Raw genomic sequence first — 15,544 nt, 5'->3', positions numbered from 1 at the left:
CGATGAATATTTTATTAATATATGACATTTCGGAAGATCGACTTCGTACTAAAGCTTCGGAAATGTGTAAGGATTATGGTTTAGTACGAGTGCAATATAGTGCGTTTTTTGGTCAATTGAATACTAATTTACGGGGTGAGTTACAAAGACGATTAAAATCGTTGTTAAAGGATAGCTCAAGGAGTAGTGTTATTATTTTTCCGTTAAGCCAAGATAGTTTAGATAAAGTTATTCATATTGATATTCATTATTCGGAGGATACCGTATAAAAAGGGGAGTCGATTTTTTGATGCTAACGATTACAGATTTGAAGCAGTTTGTATATTGTCCTCGTGTTATATACTATACTTATGTTCAACCAGTGCCTAAAAAGCCGACATTTAAAATGGTGTATGGCCGTGAGCAACATGCTGAATTGAATAAGAAAGAAAAAAGAAGAGGGTTAAAGCAGTATAATTTAATAGAAGGAGAACGAATTTTTGGTTATCCTATTCGTTCGCTTGAAATGGGATTAACAGGGAAATTGGATATTCTTATTGATACGAAAGATGAGAACGGGCAACGGTATTTTCCTGTAGAGTGTAAAGATACCGATCGAGGAATTTATAATAATATAAAATATCAACTGGTTGCGTATGCTATGTGCTTAGAGGAAATGACTAACAGCATAGTATCAGAGGGATTCATATATATTATTCCAGAGGGAAAAGCTCATAAAATTGAAATTACTAGTGAGCAAAAAGAATTTGTCCGTAAGATGATTTCAATGATTAACAAAATAATAAAGGATGAGTATTATCCTGAGCCGCGGGCTAGAAAAAGATGTTGGGATTGCGAATATATTCGTTATTGCAATGATCATGATATTTCATCGCAGGAAGAGCAAAAAGAGAAGAATTTGGAGTTAGTAAAGCGCTTGTTTAATATGGAAGAAAGAATCTAAGTAAAAGATTTATGACAACATTCATTTGCTAAAAATGAGTGTTTTTTCTTTGGTAAATCTTTATTTTTTGGGTATTTTAAAAGTATAAATCTTTATTTTTTAATAACTCAACTTTCCCAGAGTGAAATCGGCAAATAAGCCCTGATATAACTAGGGAGGCCTGTGATCCACTGCTCAAGTTGACTTTGAATTAACTTTTTGATTTTTTTATTCGTCTGTTTTAGTGCGTCTTGAAGAAGCTCGATTAACTGCTGTAAAGCAACAGCCCAATCAAGTTCATTTACTTCATCACATAATTCGTAAAAGAGACCGCCTGTTGTGCGCTGATTAGTATTACAGCGATTTTGCCAAGATAATACGATAAAACGGGCAAACACAATAGTTGTATGACTAATAAGCGCATCGTATGAACGGCTTTGGAACTCTTTTTCGAGTTTTAAAAGAGATTTGGCCGTCTTAAAAAAGACCTCAATATCCCAACACATACCATAAATCCGAACTATATCTTGTTCAGTAAGCGTGCAATCAGTACTGAGGATGGCGAGCCAATTACTTTTCTTGTTTCTGTTTTGAATGAATACAACTTTTATAGGTGTTCCACTGGCCATAATGGCATGGATGGAACGAAGAATTCCTTTCTTTGATTGAATGGGTTGAGCTAGGCGGTAAAGTTGTTTTAAAGATACCTTCTTGCTATTTACGAGATAACGTTGTTTTGTTTCCTTAACCATACCAATAACATCTAAGCCTTGTTCAACAATTGCCTTAATAAGTGGAGGTAACGTAAACCAATAATCCATTAAAACATAATCGGCATTTATTTCACTAGCTAGAGCACGTTTGATCATGGTTGGAATCTGTTCTGGTACCGATTTTAATGCGTCTTTACGACGATGATAGCCACAAGTGCGTTTGTCAATGTGTTCAGAAATACCATTGATTTGAGCCTTCATAGAACTAAGTAGAGAAAAATCAACGGGCATAAATGTGTAACCATCAGACCAGCCTAAAGTCAGCATACGAAAGCCTTTCTAGAAACGCATTTTAAGCGAAGCATAATCAAAACAACGTGCAAGTAATTCAACTTTTTTACTGTGATTTCGATCATAAGCGGAATTGTCTATAATTAACACCTTTGGGCGATTTTTACCCGTAAGGCTATCAACTTTTTGGATAGCAGCGGTGCTTAGAAATAGTAAAAAACCGGCGCCAATTAAACGTTGATTCATTTAGGAAACGATACACAGCATCCTTGGCAGGATATTTATCTGCTTTGTTTGAATCAAGAAGGGAAAACCAATTTTTATGTTGGAAAATCAAACAGAAAACAAGCTGAAATAAGTAAGAACAACTGAAACCAAAGGATTTTTTAATTCCTGCTTGGCGCAGATGTTTATTCATTTCAAGCTCAGAAAAAACAGAATCAAGTTCTTTTGGTAGTTGATTGTATTGGCTATTTTGGTCTATCATATAGGGGACACCTCTTCTATGTGGTAGTGATTTCTCGTCAATTTCACTATACCAAAGAATGAGGTGTTATTTCATTTTTTATCAAGGTTGTCAAGCAATATATTGAATAGACTTTAAGCACAATAAATATAACGACTGGCACTTATTTTATTGGTGCGAAAGTTGAGTTAATAACAAAATGAAGTTTTCGAAGGAGAGGAGGTATTTATTGCAAAAGTAGGATATTCGTAATAAAATTATTATTAATATAATGTAAGATTCTTGAAACCTTTGATACGCAAGCTTTTTGCCGCTATTAGAAAATGCGGTATCAACGCAAAAGCCTCGGTTAGAGGATTGAAACATATCAATGCCATCCTGAACGTATGAAAGAATTTCAGTATCAACGCAAAAGCCTCGGTTAGAGGATTGAAACTTAAATTCTCCCTTCTAATTTAATGAGGCCCCTAATGTATCAACGCAAAAGCCTCGGTTAGAGGATTGAAACTACACACGCAGGGAACCCACCCTCCCGGGTCCCGCCCGTATCAACGCAAAAGCCTCGGTTAGAGGATTGAAACTCCGAAGAAGTACGGGCAGAATTAAAGTCATTAGGTTGTATCAACGCAAAAGCCTCGGTTAGAGGATTGAAACTTAAGTGAAAAGGTATTCGGAATAAAGTTTTTTGCAAGTATCAACGCAAAAGCCTCGGTTAGAGGATTGAAACACAATTAGTTCTGACGTATTGCCATTTACTATAAAGTATCAACGCAAAAGCCTCGGTTAGAGGATTGAAACCGTTTCGGAGGTTCTGGCTCTGGCGCCTCTACCACAGTATCAACGCAAAAGCCTCGGTTAGAGGATTGAAACTAGCTTTAGTAGGTGCCTTTTTTTGAGATGTTTCTTGTATCAACGCAAAAGCCTCGGTTAGAGGATTGAAACTAGCATTCGGGTTTATCGTTGCAGCATTCGGATTGCGTATCAACGCAAAAGCCTCGGTTAGAGGATTGAAACCAAGCCAAGACCAATCCTCAATATGGTATAGGCGCAGTATCAACGCAAAAGCCTCGGTTAGAGGATTGAAACTAAAAATGATTTCAATCATTTCGGGTGTGCTTGTTTGTATCAACGCAAAAGCCTCGGTTAGAGGATTGAAACTAAAAATCATCTATGGCTATATCTAATCTAGTAACAGTATCAACGCAAAAGCCTCGGTTAGAGGATTGAAACTGCCAAGTCTCATATCGAGAAAGGTGTAACGACTAAGTATCAACGCAAAAGCCTCGGTTAGAGGATTGAAACTAAAAATGGAAGATGGCAAACGTGCCGATATGAAGGGGTATCAACGCAAAAGCCTCGGTTAGAGGATTGAAACGCTGAACTTGTTGCATCGCTGTTACTGCCGACGTTATTGTATCAACGCAAAAGCCTCGGTTAGAGGATTGAAACTGTATTGTAGTGTATGTTTTAGGAATCAAAGCTCAGGTATCAACGCAAAAGCCTCGGTTAGAGGATTGAAACTTGTGAGATAATAACCCTTTGACATTCTCAAGCACCGTATCAACGCAAAAGCCTCGGTTAGATGTAGTCGATATCTAAAACCCCATCAATAATTTTTCTCAAGCACCGTATCAACGCAAAAGCCTCGGTTAGAGGATTGAAACATGTTCCGTTGTTGTTAAAAATACAATCTGAGGGAGTATCAACGCAAAAGCCTCGGTTAGAGGATTGAAACTTCTGGCAAATGGAAAGCTTGTCTAGCAGATGATTTCGTATCAACGCAAAAGCCTCGGTTAGAGGATTGAAACTTAGCGAGAAGCCGCAGAAATAACGGTAATTCAACAAGTATCAACGCAAAAGCCTCGGTTAGAGGATTGAAACTATACTAAGGCGGTGTTAATCGCTGAACGTTTTGGATTGTATCAACGCAAAAGCCTCGGTTAGAGGATTGAAACTTTGCAAAAGATACACAATATTTATATTTTATCATGCAGTATCAACGCAAAAGCCTCGGTTAGAGGATTGAAACATCTTTTTTAATCCTAGCTTCTGAACACGTTTTTGGCGTAAACATACCAAAACTAGTGTTCATGCGGACGTTCTTATTTTCCTAGCTCTAAAACTATGATGCTATTCATTGAAGTAATAAGGTGCGAAACTCAAGTTATTCCTATCAGTATTAAGGGAAAACCTCGAATTTTGAAAATGGCAACTTCCAACCTAAGCACAATGTTTTGGGATTTTCACATGAATTGAGTGGAATTTCTAAAATAATAGTGCTAATTTTTTGATTAAATTTGTAAAAAAGTAATTAAATGAGTAGAAAAATAAAGGGTTTTGTAAATTTGTGGAGAAGTTAGATAAATTAACTGGAAAGGGAGATGATTACTATTAATATTTTATTACTCAATATCGGTTCTAATCCATTACCTAATTATGTTGTTACAAAATACCTATTAACTGAAAACCGTGAAGATATTCAACATATGCCAATTCCAAATCAATTTATTTTTCTTCATTCATCAAAAACAGAAAGATATGCGAAAAAAATTAGAGCGATGCTAAAGTTGTTCTCTAACTCTGTTAAACTTCATAATTTGGGAGAAAGTGAAAGAAACAGTGAGCATATTACTAAATCTATTCTGTCAATTCTAGCTGAATTACAAAAGAAGCAAACAATTACATCTATTCATTTAAATTATACGGGCGGCACAAAGCCAATGGCTGTTCATTCTTTTCAAGCAGTCAGTTCATATGCTAAAGGGCACGAAATAAAAGTTGTGTTTAGTGACCTAAATCATAGTTCATTTAAAATTGTACTTGATAAAGGAGACTATAGTTTTCCAACGTCAGGAGATCTACGAGAGTATGTAAAGTTAACTATTAAAGAAATGTTTGAAATGCACTTAATGGATTATAAAGATGACAAGTACACTCCGTTTTTTAAAGATCCAAATGATTTTGCAGAATTTATTCTAAAAGGTTTTGAGGAGAAGCAGGACCTACTTGAACCACGTTATCATGTTCGATATATTAAGGAAGCCATTGATGATAATAGTAAAAAATTTGATAAAAAAGATTACAAAAACCAATTTGAAAATAATATTTATAAATATCTCTCTTCATTCTTAAAACGATTCGATGAATATTCACTAAATGAATTTAAGGGATTAATAGAATGGCTTCATGGAAAATGGCTTGAAGAGTATGTCTTTTTGACCATTCAACAATTAGCAGAACCATTAAAGCTAACAGAAGTACAAATGTCAGTATATGCTAAATATAATAATAGAGATTGTGAAATAGATGTTGTTGTCATGAAGGGCTATCAATTATATGTAATTAGCTGCACAACTTCCAAAAAACTTTCAAGAATAAAAAACAAAGCATTTGAAGCGATGTATCGAGCAGAACAGTTAGGTGGAGGACATGCTAATGTTATTGTTGTAACGACAATAAGAGAAAAGAAAAAACAAAGTAGACAACCATATCAAAAACTGTACTCGCTTGAAGATATTAAAAATGATTTGTCATCATTCGATGCCATGGAAAATAAAAAAGTTGAGCTAATAGGTTTGGAGACGGTAAAGCATCCAGATTTTTTAAAAGTAGAATTAGAGAAATTATTAAGCTACTAAAAAAAGGGAGGGTCTATATGTACTTCGCACTATATGATGTAACTGGAATTCAAAAGTATATTTTTCAGTCTTCGAAATTAAAGGAAAATATGGGAGCATCAACAATTGTCGCAAATATTACAAAACAATATTTATATGAAACGATTGAAGAAAAGTGCCAACATTATCATATTGATTGGGAAAAAGATACGAACTTTAAAATGCTATCTAATCCAACACTTGAGGCAGAGGTTATTTATAGCGGTGGGGGAAAGGCTGTTGTTGCCTATCAACAAATTGAAGTTGCTAAAAAGGTAAATCAAGCATTATCTGAAAAAATACTATTGAAAACAGGTGTTAATTTACTAATATGTGTGATTGAAAAAGTGGAAGGAATTGATTTTCAAAAAGATTTAGATCAACTTTATGCAAAGATCCATAAGAAAAAAAACGAATACCCTCCTGCAAAACCGATGTTAGGTTTATCTATTACTGAACTTTGCACAAGAAGCCAGCGACCTGTTAGTAATATAGACACAACGGAATCTATTAAAAAGTATGTTCCATTTGAATTGTACAGTAAACAGAAAGCAGCATATGAATTCCAAAAAGAAGCGAAAAATAATTGTCTGTATTTTGATTGCTCCAAATACGAAATGCCTCTTGATTTAGACGATTTAGGGCGTAGAGATGGAGAAAGTCATATTGCAATTATTCATATTGATGGCAATTCACTAGGAAAGACATTACAAAAATATTTAGAACAGTACAAAGATTATCAGGAAGCAGTTGCTTTTATACGAACATTTTCAGCTTTTATAGCAGAAACATATCGTGAAGTGTTTAAAAAGATGACTAGGAAATTAATTCATGCCATTGAGAATCAATCATTAGAAAGGCTTAAACTAAAACAAAAAAGTGAGAAAATTATGTTGCCACTTCGTGATATTGTCCTTAATGGAGATGATGTTACGTTTGTTTGTGACGCACGGATTGCTTTGTCACTTACAAAGAAATTTTTAGAGGAAATTCAAAAATATTCAATACCAAATAGCGATGAAAAGCTATCTGCTTGTGCAGGAATCGCCATTGTTAAACCACATTTTCCATTTCAACAGGCTTATGAAATAGCTGAACATTGCTGTTCCTATGCAAAAGCAAAAGCTAAAGCAATACATTCAGATACTCCGAAAAGCTGGTTAGACTTCCACATTGTTCAAGGTGGTATATCAGAAGAACTCCATCAGATACGACAAAAATATTACACATACCCAGAACACAAATTGGATAAAGGTTATCATACCTATCATTTATTATGGCGACCATGGATCGTTGGTGAAGACGATTCAGAAACTGAATTGTATAACATCAAAAAATTTCATCAAATTTATACCGAATTCATAAAAAAGTGGCCACGTCACCGTTTGAAACAATTTAGAAATGCACTAATTCAAGGGGAAAATGAAACTGCGTTATTTTTGAAAGAAGCAAAAAGTAGAAAACTAGGATTGCCTAAATGTTTTGATGCTACTACTTTGACTGGTGATTTAGAAGTGTATACAAGCGAATATATAACCCCATTTTTTGATGTACTAGAAATGTTAGATTTATATATTCCTGTTGGAGAGGAGGAGCCAGTGAAATGTTCGTTGAAATAAAACTAGAATCTGATTTATGTACTGCTTCTGGAGAATCTGTACCAGGTGTAATAGATATTGATATTGCTACGGACGAACTTGGTTTTCCGATTATTCCTGCACGTCGAATTAAAGGATGCCTAAAAGAAGCGGCATTGGAAATAAGAGATGCGTTACAAGAAGATTTTAATGAGATAGCATTTGCGCTGTTATTTGGTATAAGTGGCGAACAGGAAGGTTCACTTAAAGTAGATAATGGTGTGTTACAAAACTATGAAGTCCTTAGAAAAGAAGTCGAGAATCTTAAAAGTGATAAGAGGTATCAAACCTTTTATCAAAAAGAAAATATAACGGATTACTATACGTATGTTCGCTCACAAACAAGTATTAATAAAAATACAGGGGCAGCACTTAAGGATTCACTACGTTCCTTAAGAGTGATCAAGAAAGGGCAAGTATTTCATATTCCAATAGAATTGGAAACGGATGATCAAGAAGTGATTTTGTTATTAAAAAATTGTTGTAAAGCATTGCGTCATATTGGATTGAATAGAACAAGAGGATTAGGGGAAGTATCATGTGAGTTGAAGGAAGAATTAGCGCTGAAACAATTCTCCCATCCTATTCATGTGCATGCTAGTGACGATAATCTATGTCAATTGACCTATCAATTGACACTGCAAACACAGTTAATTTTATCCCAACAAATTCATTCAGCTTCGCAAACAGATACATATTTATCCGGAAGTGCTCTATTAGGAGTTTTCGCGACGGAATATATTAAACAACATCGGCTTGAAAATGATGCACATTATAATGAGGAGTTTTATCGTTTGTTTTTAAGCGATCATGTTAAATTTCTTAATGCTTATCCATATGATGGAGAGATTGTATATTATCCGACGCCATTAAGTTTCGTACAAAAAAAAGATAAAACGGAATGCTATGATTTAGCGTTTAATGAGGATCAACAAACGGTAGAAGAGGAAAAAATACAAACGAAAAAACTTAGCGGGTATGTTGCATTTACAGTGGGTGGTTTTCAAAAATATGTTCCTGAAGTGGAGATTGAATACCATCATCAACGCCCTAAAAATAGAATGATTGGTCATGCTACAAAGGATGAAGGAGCCTTTTTTCAATATGTTGTGCTCAAGAAAGGACAATCATTTTGTGGCAGTATTATAGGTGAAAAGCATGATTTAGAACGACTAGCTTTATTGATGGAAAATAAGGATACGATTCGAATTGGTCGGTCAAAAACGGCGCAATATGCAAAAGTAAACATTCAATTAGATAGTATTTCTGATTATGAAACAACATTTTTTGACTATGATGAGCGATGTGTCATTACGCTGGCTTCACCATGTATTGTAAGAAATCCTAATACAGGAATGATAGAAGCTAATCCAACTCATTTAATTAATGAAATTCATGACAAATATCCAATGCTGTCGACTAAACAATATTTTGTTAGTACTACGGAAATAGGTGGTTTTAATGGGAAGTGGGGGTTACCTAAAATCCAATGTCAAGCATTAGCAGCTGGCAGTGTGTTTGTCTTTGAAATAAAAGAGTGTGAAGTTGATATTGATTTTGAACAGCTTGAAAAGGATAGCTATGGATTAAGATCAAATGAAGGTTTTGGCAGAATCTTAGTTAATCAGCATGGATTTAACTCTATTTACTATAGACCAGAAATCGAACAAAAAGATGAAAGGTCGCTTGCAAAACCTATTCATACACAATTGCTTTTAACGGCAATCCAAAAACGAAAAATGCACGAGCAAGTTATAGAACGTGCATTAAATGCTGCGAACGTATCTCTTCATAATTCACTTATTTCTAAATTAATAGGAATGCTAGATGCAGCAAATTCAATCGAAAAATTTGAAGAAGATACTTATTATAAAAAACAGAAAATATTATCAGAAAGCAAGAGAAAGAAGCTCCAGCCGTTTTGGGATTTTTACAAAAAGAATCAATTTGCAGAAGAAAAGAAACAAATTTCTATTTATTCTAAAGATTATCGACTGTTAACTGAGGAAAGTAAGGCGTATGTTGACTCTTGGGAACTAGCGAAGTTGTATTATAAAACTATTTTTCTACAGATGAAATTTATGAACAGGGAAATAGAAAAAAAGAAGCAGGTGGTAAAAAATGAGCAATGATCGCGTAATAGGACGTATTTATATTTCGAGCATTTTTAAATTTTTATCACCAGTAATAATCGGCTCTGGTCTGAACAATGAAACGGATCACGACTTCCTTTTAAATGGTAATGGCATTCCGTTTATTCCAGGAACTTCAATTGCAGGCATTCTCCGAAGTGCCCTTGCAAATGTAGAACATGGTCAAGAAGAGGAAGATATTATTCAACAGCTCTTTGGAAAAAGAGGTAATGGAAATAGTGAAGCGGATTCTTCGCAAATCAGTCGTTTATACGTATATGATGCGCATCTACTTGATGAGCAGTCATATTCAATGTCTGTACGTGATGGAATAAGAATTGAAGAACAGACAAAAGTAGTTAAAGAAGGTTCTAAATTTGATTATCAAGTTTTGGAACCTGGATGTGAGTTTGAATTTCGCTTTGAAGTTATTGTTCGCCAAGGTGATGACGACCTTGCGCTGAAAGGTCTACTATTTGAGATGCTGGACAAGCTTATAAATGGTTCGGTTCGTTTTGGTGCTAAAACGAATCGTGGCTTTGGTTATGGAAAGTTGAGTCGCCAATCTATTAAAATCCTAGATTTATCATTAGCTGGGAACAATGCAAGGGCTGCATTTAATCAATGGCTTGAATTTAACTGGAACTCGTTTTGTTCCAATACAATCATCGAAGAATGGGCATCTTTACGGAAAAGAGTAAAACAAGACGACTGGATTACATTCATCATACCATTTGCAATTCAGTCTTCTATCTTAATCAGACAATATACAAATATGGTGGATTCACCAGATTATCATCATTTAATGTCTAATAATGAGGCTATTATTCCTGGAACAACTTGGAATGGAGTCATTCGTCATCAAGTATATCGTATTCTCAGGGAATTAGGAGAAAGAGATAATCGCATAAGTGAACTGATTCATTATCTATTCGGTTTTGTTGATGAAGCGATGAATAAGGCCAAAGCCTCAAGAATTCGGTTTTATGAAACAAAAATTGAGGGTAGTCGTGAAATTAAACAAACGAGAGTGAGGATTGACCGATTTACAGGTGGTGCAGCTACTTCTGCTTTATTTGATTCTACACCTTGCTTTAAAGGGAAAACTCAACTAACAATAGAAATTAAAAAACCGCAGAAATATGAAATTGGCATTTTACTATTAGTTTTAAAGGATTTACAAGAAGGCTATTTAGCCGTAGGCGGTGAGACAAGTATTGGGCGAGGAATATTAACGGGTACACATATATTTTATATAAAAGATGGAGAAAAAAGAGAAGTTGATTCAGTGTTTATTGAGGATCATTACAATTCCTTAGCTGATTATTTAATAGGGGAGCGAAGGGAGCGAAGGGAGGAAGTGTACAGATGATTTTTCCTTCTATCACAAACAACATCAAATCAGAAATTGAAAAATTTGCTGTTCAATCTGAAAAGATTAAGGCAGAAATGATTTATTTTAGTAAAAATAAAACGAGTTATATTCTTGCGCATTTTGTTGACCAAGTACAGTTGGGGTGGATTTATGATGGAGAAATTCAGTTTTATAAGCATAATCAGTTTCATGAAAAGTATTTGTTAGAAGCAAGAATATTTCACGAAGATGGCGAGCTTTATTTATGGAAAAATGGAGATGAATTTCAAGGAAGGAAACGGATTGATTATAAGGAGCCAGGAGACAGTCAATGTTGTGATATGAAATATGCGATTTGGGGACGAAAAAAAGAAGCTGACGAAAATAATTGGATTATATTAGAAGAGAAAGAACGTGGTTTAAAAGTTTTTGTTCCTAGCACAAGGAAAATTGAAAACAGTTCAAAAATATTTTACAAGGTTAGAAATTATTATTCTTACGATGAGGATGGAATGATTCAATTTAAAGATGCAAGACTATGTAGCTTATTAGATGAACAAGGGAATCCGTTATAGGGGGTGTTAACATGGGTTGGCAAGAAGATAAAAATAAACTGTTTGTAAATCCTTACACATTTATTCCGTTAATAGATGAATGTGTACGACAAAATTATTCTGAGTTAAAATTGAAAGAAAAGTTTACAGGGTACATTGAATGTGAACTAGAAACGAAAACACCAATCTTTATTCCAAATACAACATCAGATAAAGCTCTTGATTTTGCAGCAAAAGGAAGGGGGAAGTCATATGACTTTTATTCCTATACTGATTTGAATAATGGTCAGTCCAAAAAAGAACCTGAACCAATTATACCTGGGAGTGAAATCCGCGGCGTCATTCGGTCGATGTACGAGGCATTAACACAATCTTGTCTGTCATCAATTAATGAGGACGAATCTTTCCATAAAAGATCATCAGTACCAGGGGAGCCTGCAATATTTTATAAGCATAGTGATGGTAAATGGTATCTTGAAAAAGCGGATAGATATCGAGTAAATACTGGACTTCCTAAATCTAAATGTAAAAAGGTAAATAATTTTGATGACTTTGAAGAAGGTCAAGAAGTATATTTTAGCCATAAAGGAACATGTGTATTAGAAATTAATGCAGATAAAATGAGTGGCGAAAATGTAAAAAAAGGATACATCCATAAAACTAATAAATTCAATAAAAAACATGAGGCGATTTTTTCTCCACAAAAAGAAAGAAATATTATTGAGAAATTTAATAATGAAGAAGCCTTGAAAATGATTGATTCTTTAAAACAAGTTATTAGTGTCTACGATAATAATATTAAAAAAGATGATAATGGGCAGCAAAAAGAACCCTCAATCTATGCAAAAATGAGATTAGGAGAAAATGATAAAATATTGATTTATTATAATAAAAGAAATGTCAATGGCCAAACAATATATTATCTTACTCCTGCTTCAATCTCTCAAGAAGTATTTATTACAAAATTAAGTGATATTTTATTATATCAAGGAAATTATGCACCATGTCAAAAGAAAGATTGCATATGCTCAGCATGCTCTTTATTTGGAATGGTTTCACGTCGAGATGCACTTTCATCGAGGCTTCGTTTTACGGATGCAGTTCTTGAACAAAAAAGAAATGATTATACTGCGCTTTATAATAAACCTAGTGTATTAAATGAACTTTCTTCTCCAAAGCCTTCAGCAACAGAATTCTATTTAGAAAGACCAAATGGAGCAGAATTATGGAACTATGATTATGCAGGAAAATGGATAAAAATAAATAAACAAAATGTGTTAAAGACAAGCGAAGACTATATTCCTAAAGTCAAGGGTCGAAAGTTTTATTGGCATAATCAAGATTGGAGAAAAAATGTTCACCCATTAGGCTGTCAAAAGTTAAATAAATTAAATGCGATGGTAAGACCATTAAACGGAGGAATCATATTTTCATTTAAAATATTCTTTGACGGTATAACGGAGGATGAATTAAAGAATTTAACATGGACTCTAAATTTAGGTAGCAATGATAATGATTTATGTCATAAAATTGGCATGGGAAAACCGTTAGGCTTAGGAAGTATTAAATTAAGAGTTAAAGAAATTAAGGAAAGAAAAGTTTGTTTAACTGGTGGAAAAATCAAACGCGATGTTCTACCGCTAAACAACATTATAAATGAGAATGAGATTCCCTCAATGATTTCAACAACAGCCTATGACTATGTAAAAAAAGTATCATCTTTTAATCAAGCACCTAAAAATATTTCTTATCCAGTTGGGAAAGATGGAAAAAATAGGGAAAAAGTTTTCTTATGGTTTGTTGGGAACCGCGGAGGAGTAGGGACTCCTAAAATTAAATATTCACTACCTCACATATCGGATGAGAATCAATCTTTGCCAAGTTTTTAGTATATAAAAGATGAAAAAAACAATCGATCAAATTATAAGAAGAGGCAGAATTACAATAGAGGGGAATTTTAGGTGATACTGGTAATGGCACATAGTGATAGGCGCAGTAAGAGAAGTGATTGGTATTGTGGTAATGCCTTTGCAGAAAATGAAAAATTTGGAAACCTATTTAAAAAATACTAATTTTAAAACTTTTTTGTGTAAGGAACTATTGCATTAAGAAGGTGATTCAATGAAAGTGTTATTTGTTACTGTTGGTGGAACCGATAAACCGATTGTAACATCTATTATTAAAAATAAACCGGATCTTGTATATTTTTTTGCAACTGAGACAACAGTATCAAATAAAGGAAGTAAAGAAAGTGTAGATGGAGATGGTTTTGTGTGTGAAGATAATAATACTGGGGAAAAACGTGTCAGTATAGTAGCTCAAACAAGACTTCTTCCTGAAAAATATAAGATTATTATTGTAGAAAGCGATAATCCTTATAATACTTATACTTTGGCAGTTGAAAAGATTATTAAGCATCTCCATCAAAATGATTATGTGATTGTTGACTATACTGGTGGAACAAAATCAATGTCAGTTGGATTGGCAATAGCTGGGATGGAGTTTCCTGAATGTGATATAACAATTGTAGCAGGAATACGTAAAGATTTAGTTAAAATTAGGAATGGAATGGAGCGTATTGAGAAACTTCCTACTAACTCTGTATTCATTCAAAGACAGTTAAGGCAGAGTGAGAATCTTATTTCAAAAAGAAGTTACAATGCAGCATATCATATTTTAGATGAATTGAGTGCCAATAATCATATAGCTCAGAAACAACAATTTAACCGATTATATTATTTAGCAAAAGCTTTTGACGAATGGGATAAATTCAATTATCATTCAGCAGTGGATTATATTGAAATGTTTAAAAAAGATGATGAATTTATAAATTCCTATAATTCACTTGTAAAAAAATTAGCAAAGACAGTCGAATGGTTTGAAGATTGGAAACCTGAATCTAAAAATCCACCAGGACTAGGATTTATACTTGTTTATGATCTTTTAAATAATGCAGAAAGAAAAGCAGAACATCGACAATATGATGATGCCATCGCCCGAGTTTACCGGGCAGTGGAAATGTATGAACAATTTTCTTTAATGACAGGGGAAATAAAGCTTAACACATCTGATATTGATGTATCATTACTTCCAGAGCAGTACGTTGATTATTACGAAAAAAAAAGAAGTGACCGAAATAAAAAAATACAAATTGGTTTGGAAGAAGGCTATAGGCTTTTAAGTTACTTAAACCACCCAGTAGGAGAAGTTTGGAAAAACTGGGAAGCAAAATTAAGAAATGTCCTGCAAAAACGAAACTATAGCTATCTAGCTCATGGAAATAAACCACTTTATGAATCAGACTATAATGAAATGAAGAATGTGATTTGGCCATTTATTAATGAATGTGATCAAGCATTAAATTTTAAACAAGGATTTAAAGATTATCAGCAGCTCCCAACAAAATTTCACTAAAAGTTCCTGTTTTTATTTTTCGTGATTAAGATGATTTTTTGTATTTCAATAAAATAATTTTGATTAGTTTCTACCAAAGGAATACTATTACTTGCATTCAAAGGGCGTTAGGTTGTAACATATTAAATTGGAAAAACATTCATTTTATTTGATTTAATGGATGTTTTTTCAATCTATAATTGTTAGCACAAAGGGAAAAATAATAATATCTAAATGAGAAAAATGTAGTTTTCGAAGGAGAGGGAATAATTATTGCAATATTTGGATATTCGTACTAAAATCTCATCTTTGACACTCAAAACCGCCAAAACCATTGGTAAATCAATATTTTTGGCGGTTTTTTAATGGATAAAAAAGCGTACTATTTCCCCTTTTTTGTTTGTTTTAAAATTTTTTTCATCTCTT

Annotated in this window: 9 protein-coding genes, 1 pseudogene and 1 CRISPR repeat array; of the genes and pseudogenes, 9 read left to right on the top strand and 1 reads right to left on the bottom strand. The window is 33.7% G+C overall.

From position 1 onward, the window contains the following. Positions 1-2 precede the first annotated feature (2 nt). Together cas2 and cas4 are read left to right on the top strand one after the other, a co-directional pair. A complete protein-coding gene (gene cas2, locus GX497_10920) occupies positions 3-269 on the top strand; it encodes a CRISPR-associated endonuclease Cas2 (GenBank protein ID HHY73708.1) in 267 nt (88 codons plus the stop codon). 20 nt (positions 270-289) lie between these two features. After that, positions 290-943, top strand: a complete 654-nt coding sequence (cas4, locus tag GX497_10915; protein HHY73707.1) for a CRISPR-associated protein Cas4 — start codon at positions 290-292, stop codon at positions 941-943. Positions 944-1,050: 107 nt separating this feature from the next. Here cas4 and GX497_10910 read toward each other — a convergent pair. Next, positions 1,051-2,413: pseudogene (locus GX497_10910) on the bottom strand (transposase). 307 nt (positions 2,414-2,720) lie between these two features. After that, positions 2,721-4,421: a CRISPR direct-repeat array (repeat unit 36 nt; unit sequence GTATCAACGCAAAAGCCTCGGTTAGAGGATTGAAAC). A gap of 352 nt (positions 4,422-4,773) precedes the next feature. Here GX497_10910 and GX497_10905 point away from each other — a divergent pair. From GX497_10905 to GX497_10875, 7 genes are all read left to right on the top strand, one after another. Then, complete coding sequence (locus GX497_10905) at positions 4,774-6,030, top strand: DUF1887 family protein (GenBank protein HHY73706.1); 1,257 nt, start codon at positions 4,774-4,776, stop codon at positions 6,028-6,030. Positions 6,031-6,047: 17 nt separating this feature from the next. Further along, complete coding sequence (locus GX497_10900) at positions 6,048-7,667, top strand: hypothetical protein (GenBank protein HHY73705.1); 1,620 nt, start codon at positions 6,048-6,050, stop codon at positions 7,665-7,667. Further along, positions 7,652-9,817, top strand: coding sequence for a hypothetical protein (locus tag GX497_10895; GenBank protein HHY73704.1), 2,166 nt, complete (start codon positions 7,652-7,654; stop codon positions 9,815-9,817). The genes GX497_10900 and GX497_10895 overlap by 16 nt, the downstream gene beginning before the upstream one ends. Then, positions 9,807-11,189 (top strand): hypothetical protein, encoded by a 1,383-nt coding sequence (locus GX497_10890; GenBank protein ID HHY73703.1) that lies wholly within the window; start codon positions 9,807-9,809, stop codon positions 11,187-11,189. The genes GX497_10895 and GX497_10890 overlap by 11 nt, the downstream gene beginning before the upstream one ends. Further along, a complete protein-coding gene (locus GX497_10885; GenBank protein HHY73702.1) occupies positions 11,186-11,746 on the top strand; it encodes a TIGR03984 family CRISPR-associated protein in 561 nt (186 codons plus the stop codon). Before GX497_10890 ends, GX497_10885 begins: the two co-directional genes overlap by 4 nt. An 11-nt stretch (positions 11,747-11,757) precedes the next feature. Then, the gene (locus tag GX497_10880) at positions 11,758-13,614 is read left to right on the top strand and encodes a TIGR03986 family CRISPR-associated RAMP protein (protein HHY73701.1); all 1,857 of its coding nucleotides are present in this window, start codon (positions 11,758-11,760) and stop codon (positions 13,612-13,614) included. 232 nt (positions 13,615-13,846) lie between these two features. Beyond that, positions 13,847-15,139, top strand: coding sequence for a TIGR02710 family CRISPR-associated protein (locus GX497_10875; protein ID HHY73700.1), 1,293 nt, complete (start codon positions 13,847-13,849; stop codon positions 15,137-15,139). The last annotated feature ends 405 nt before the right edge of the window (positions 15,140-15,544 follow it).

Origin of the sequence: Bacillus sp. (in: firmicutes) (genome assembly GCA_012842745.1) — a bacterium.
GTDB lineage: Bacteria > Bacillota > Bacilli > Bacillales > Bacillaceae_J > Schinkia.
This window is presented reverse-complemented; position numbering and strand designations above follow the sequence as displayed.

Bases quoted from the DNA above. Each gene is read 5' to 3' on its own strand.
- cas2 (HHY73708.1), top strand. From the start codon at position 3: ATGAATATTTTATTAATATATGACATTTCGGAAGATCGACTTCGTACT.
- cas4 (HHY73707.1), top strand. From the start codon at position 290: ATGCTAACGATTACAGATTTGAAGCAGTTTGTATATTGTCCTCGTGTT.
- GX497_10905 (HHY73706.1), top strand. From the start codon at position 4,774: ATGATTACTATTAATATTTTATTACTCAATATCGGTTCTAATCCATTA.
- GX497_10900 (HHY73705.1), top strand. From the start codon at position 6,048: ATGTACTTCGCACTATATGATGTAACTGGAATTCAAAAGTATATTTTT.
- GX497_10895 (HHY73704.1), top strand. From the start codon at position 7,652: ATGTTCGTTGAAATAAAACTAGAATCTGATTTATGTACTGCTTCTGGA.
- GX497_10890 (HHY73703.1), top strand. From the start codon at position 9,807: ATGAGCAATGATCGCGTAATAGGACGTATTTATATTTCGAGCATTTTT.
- GX497_10885 (HHY73702.1), top strand. From the start codon at position 11,186: ATGATTTTTCCTTCTATCACAAACAACATCAAATCAGAAATTGAAAAA.
- GX497_10880 (HHY73701.1), top strand. From the start codon at position 11,758: ATGGGTTGGCAAGAAGATAAAAATAAACTGTTTGTAAATCCTTACACA.
- GX497_10875 (HHY73700.1), top strand. From the start codon at position 13,847: ATGAAAGTGTTATTTGTTACTGTTGGTGGAACCGATAAACCGATTGTA.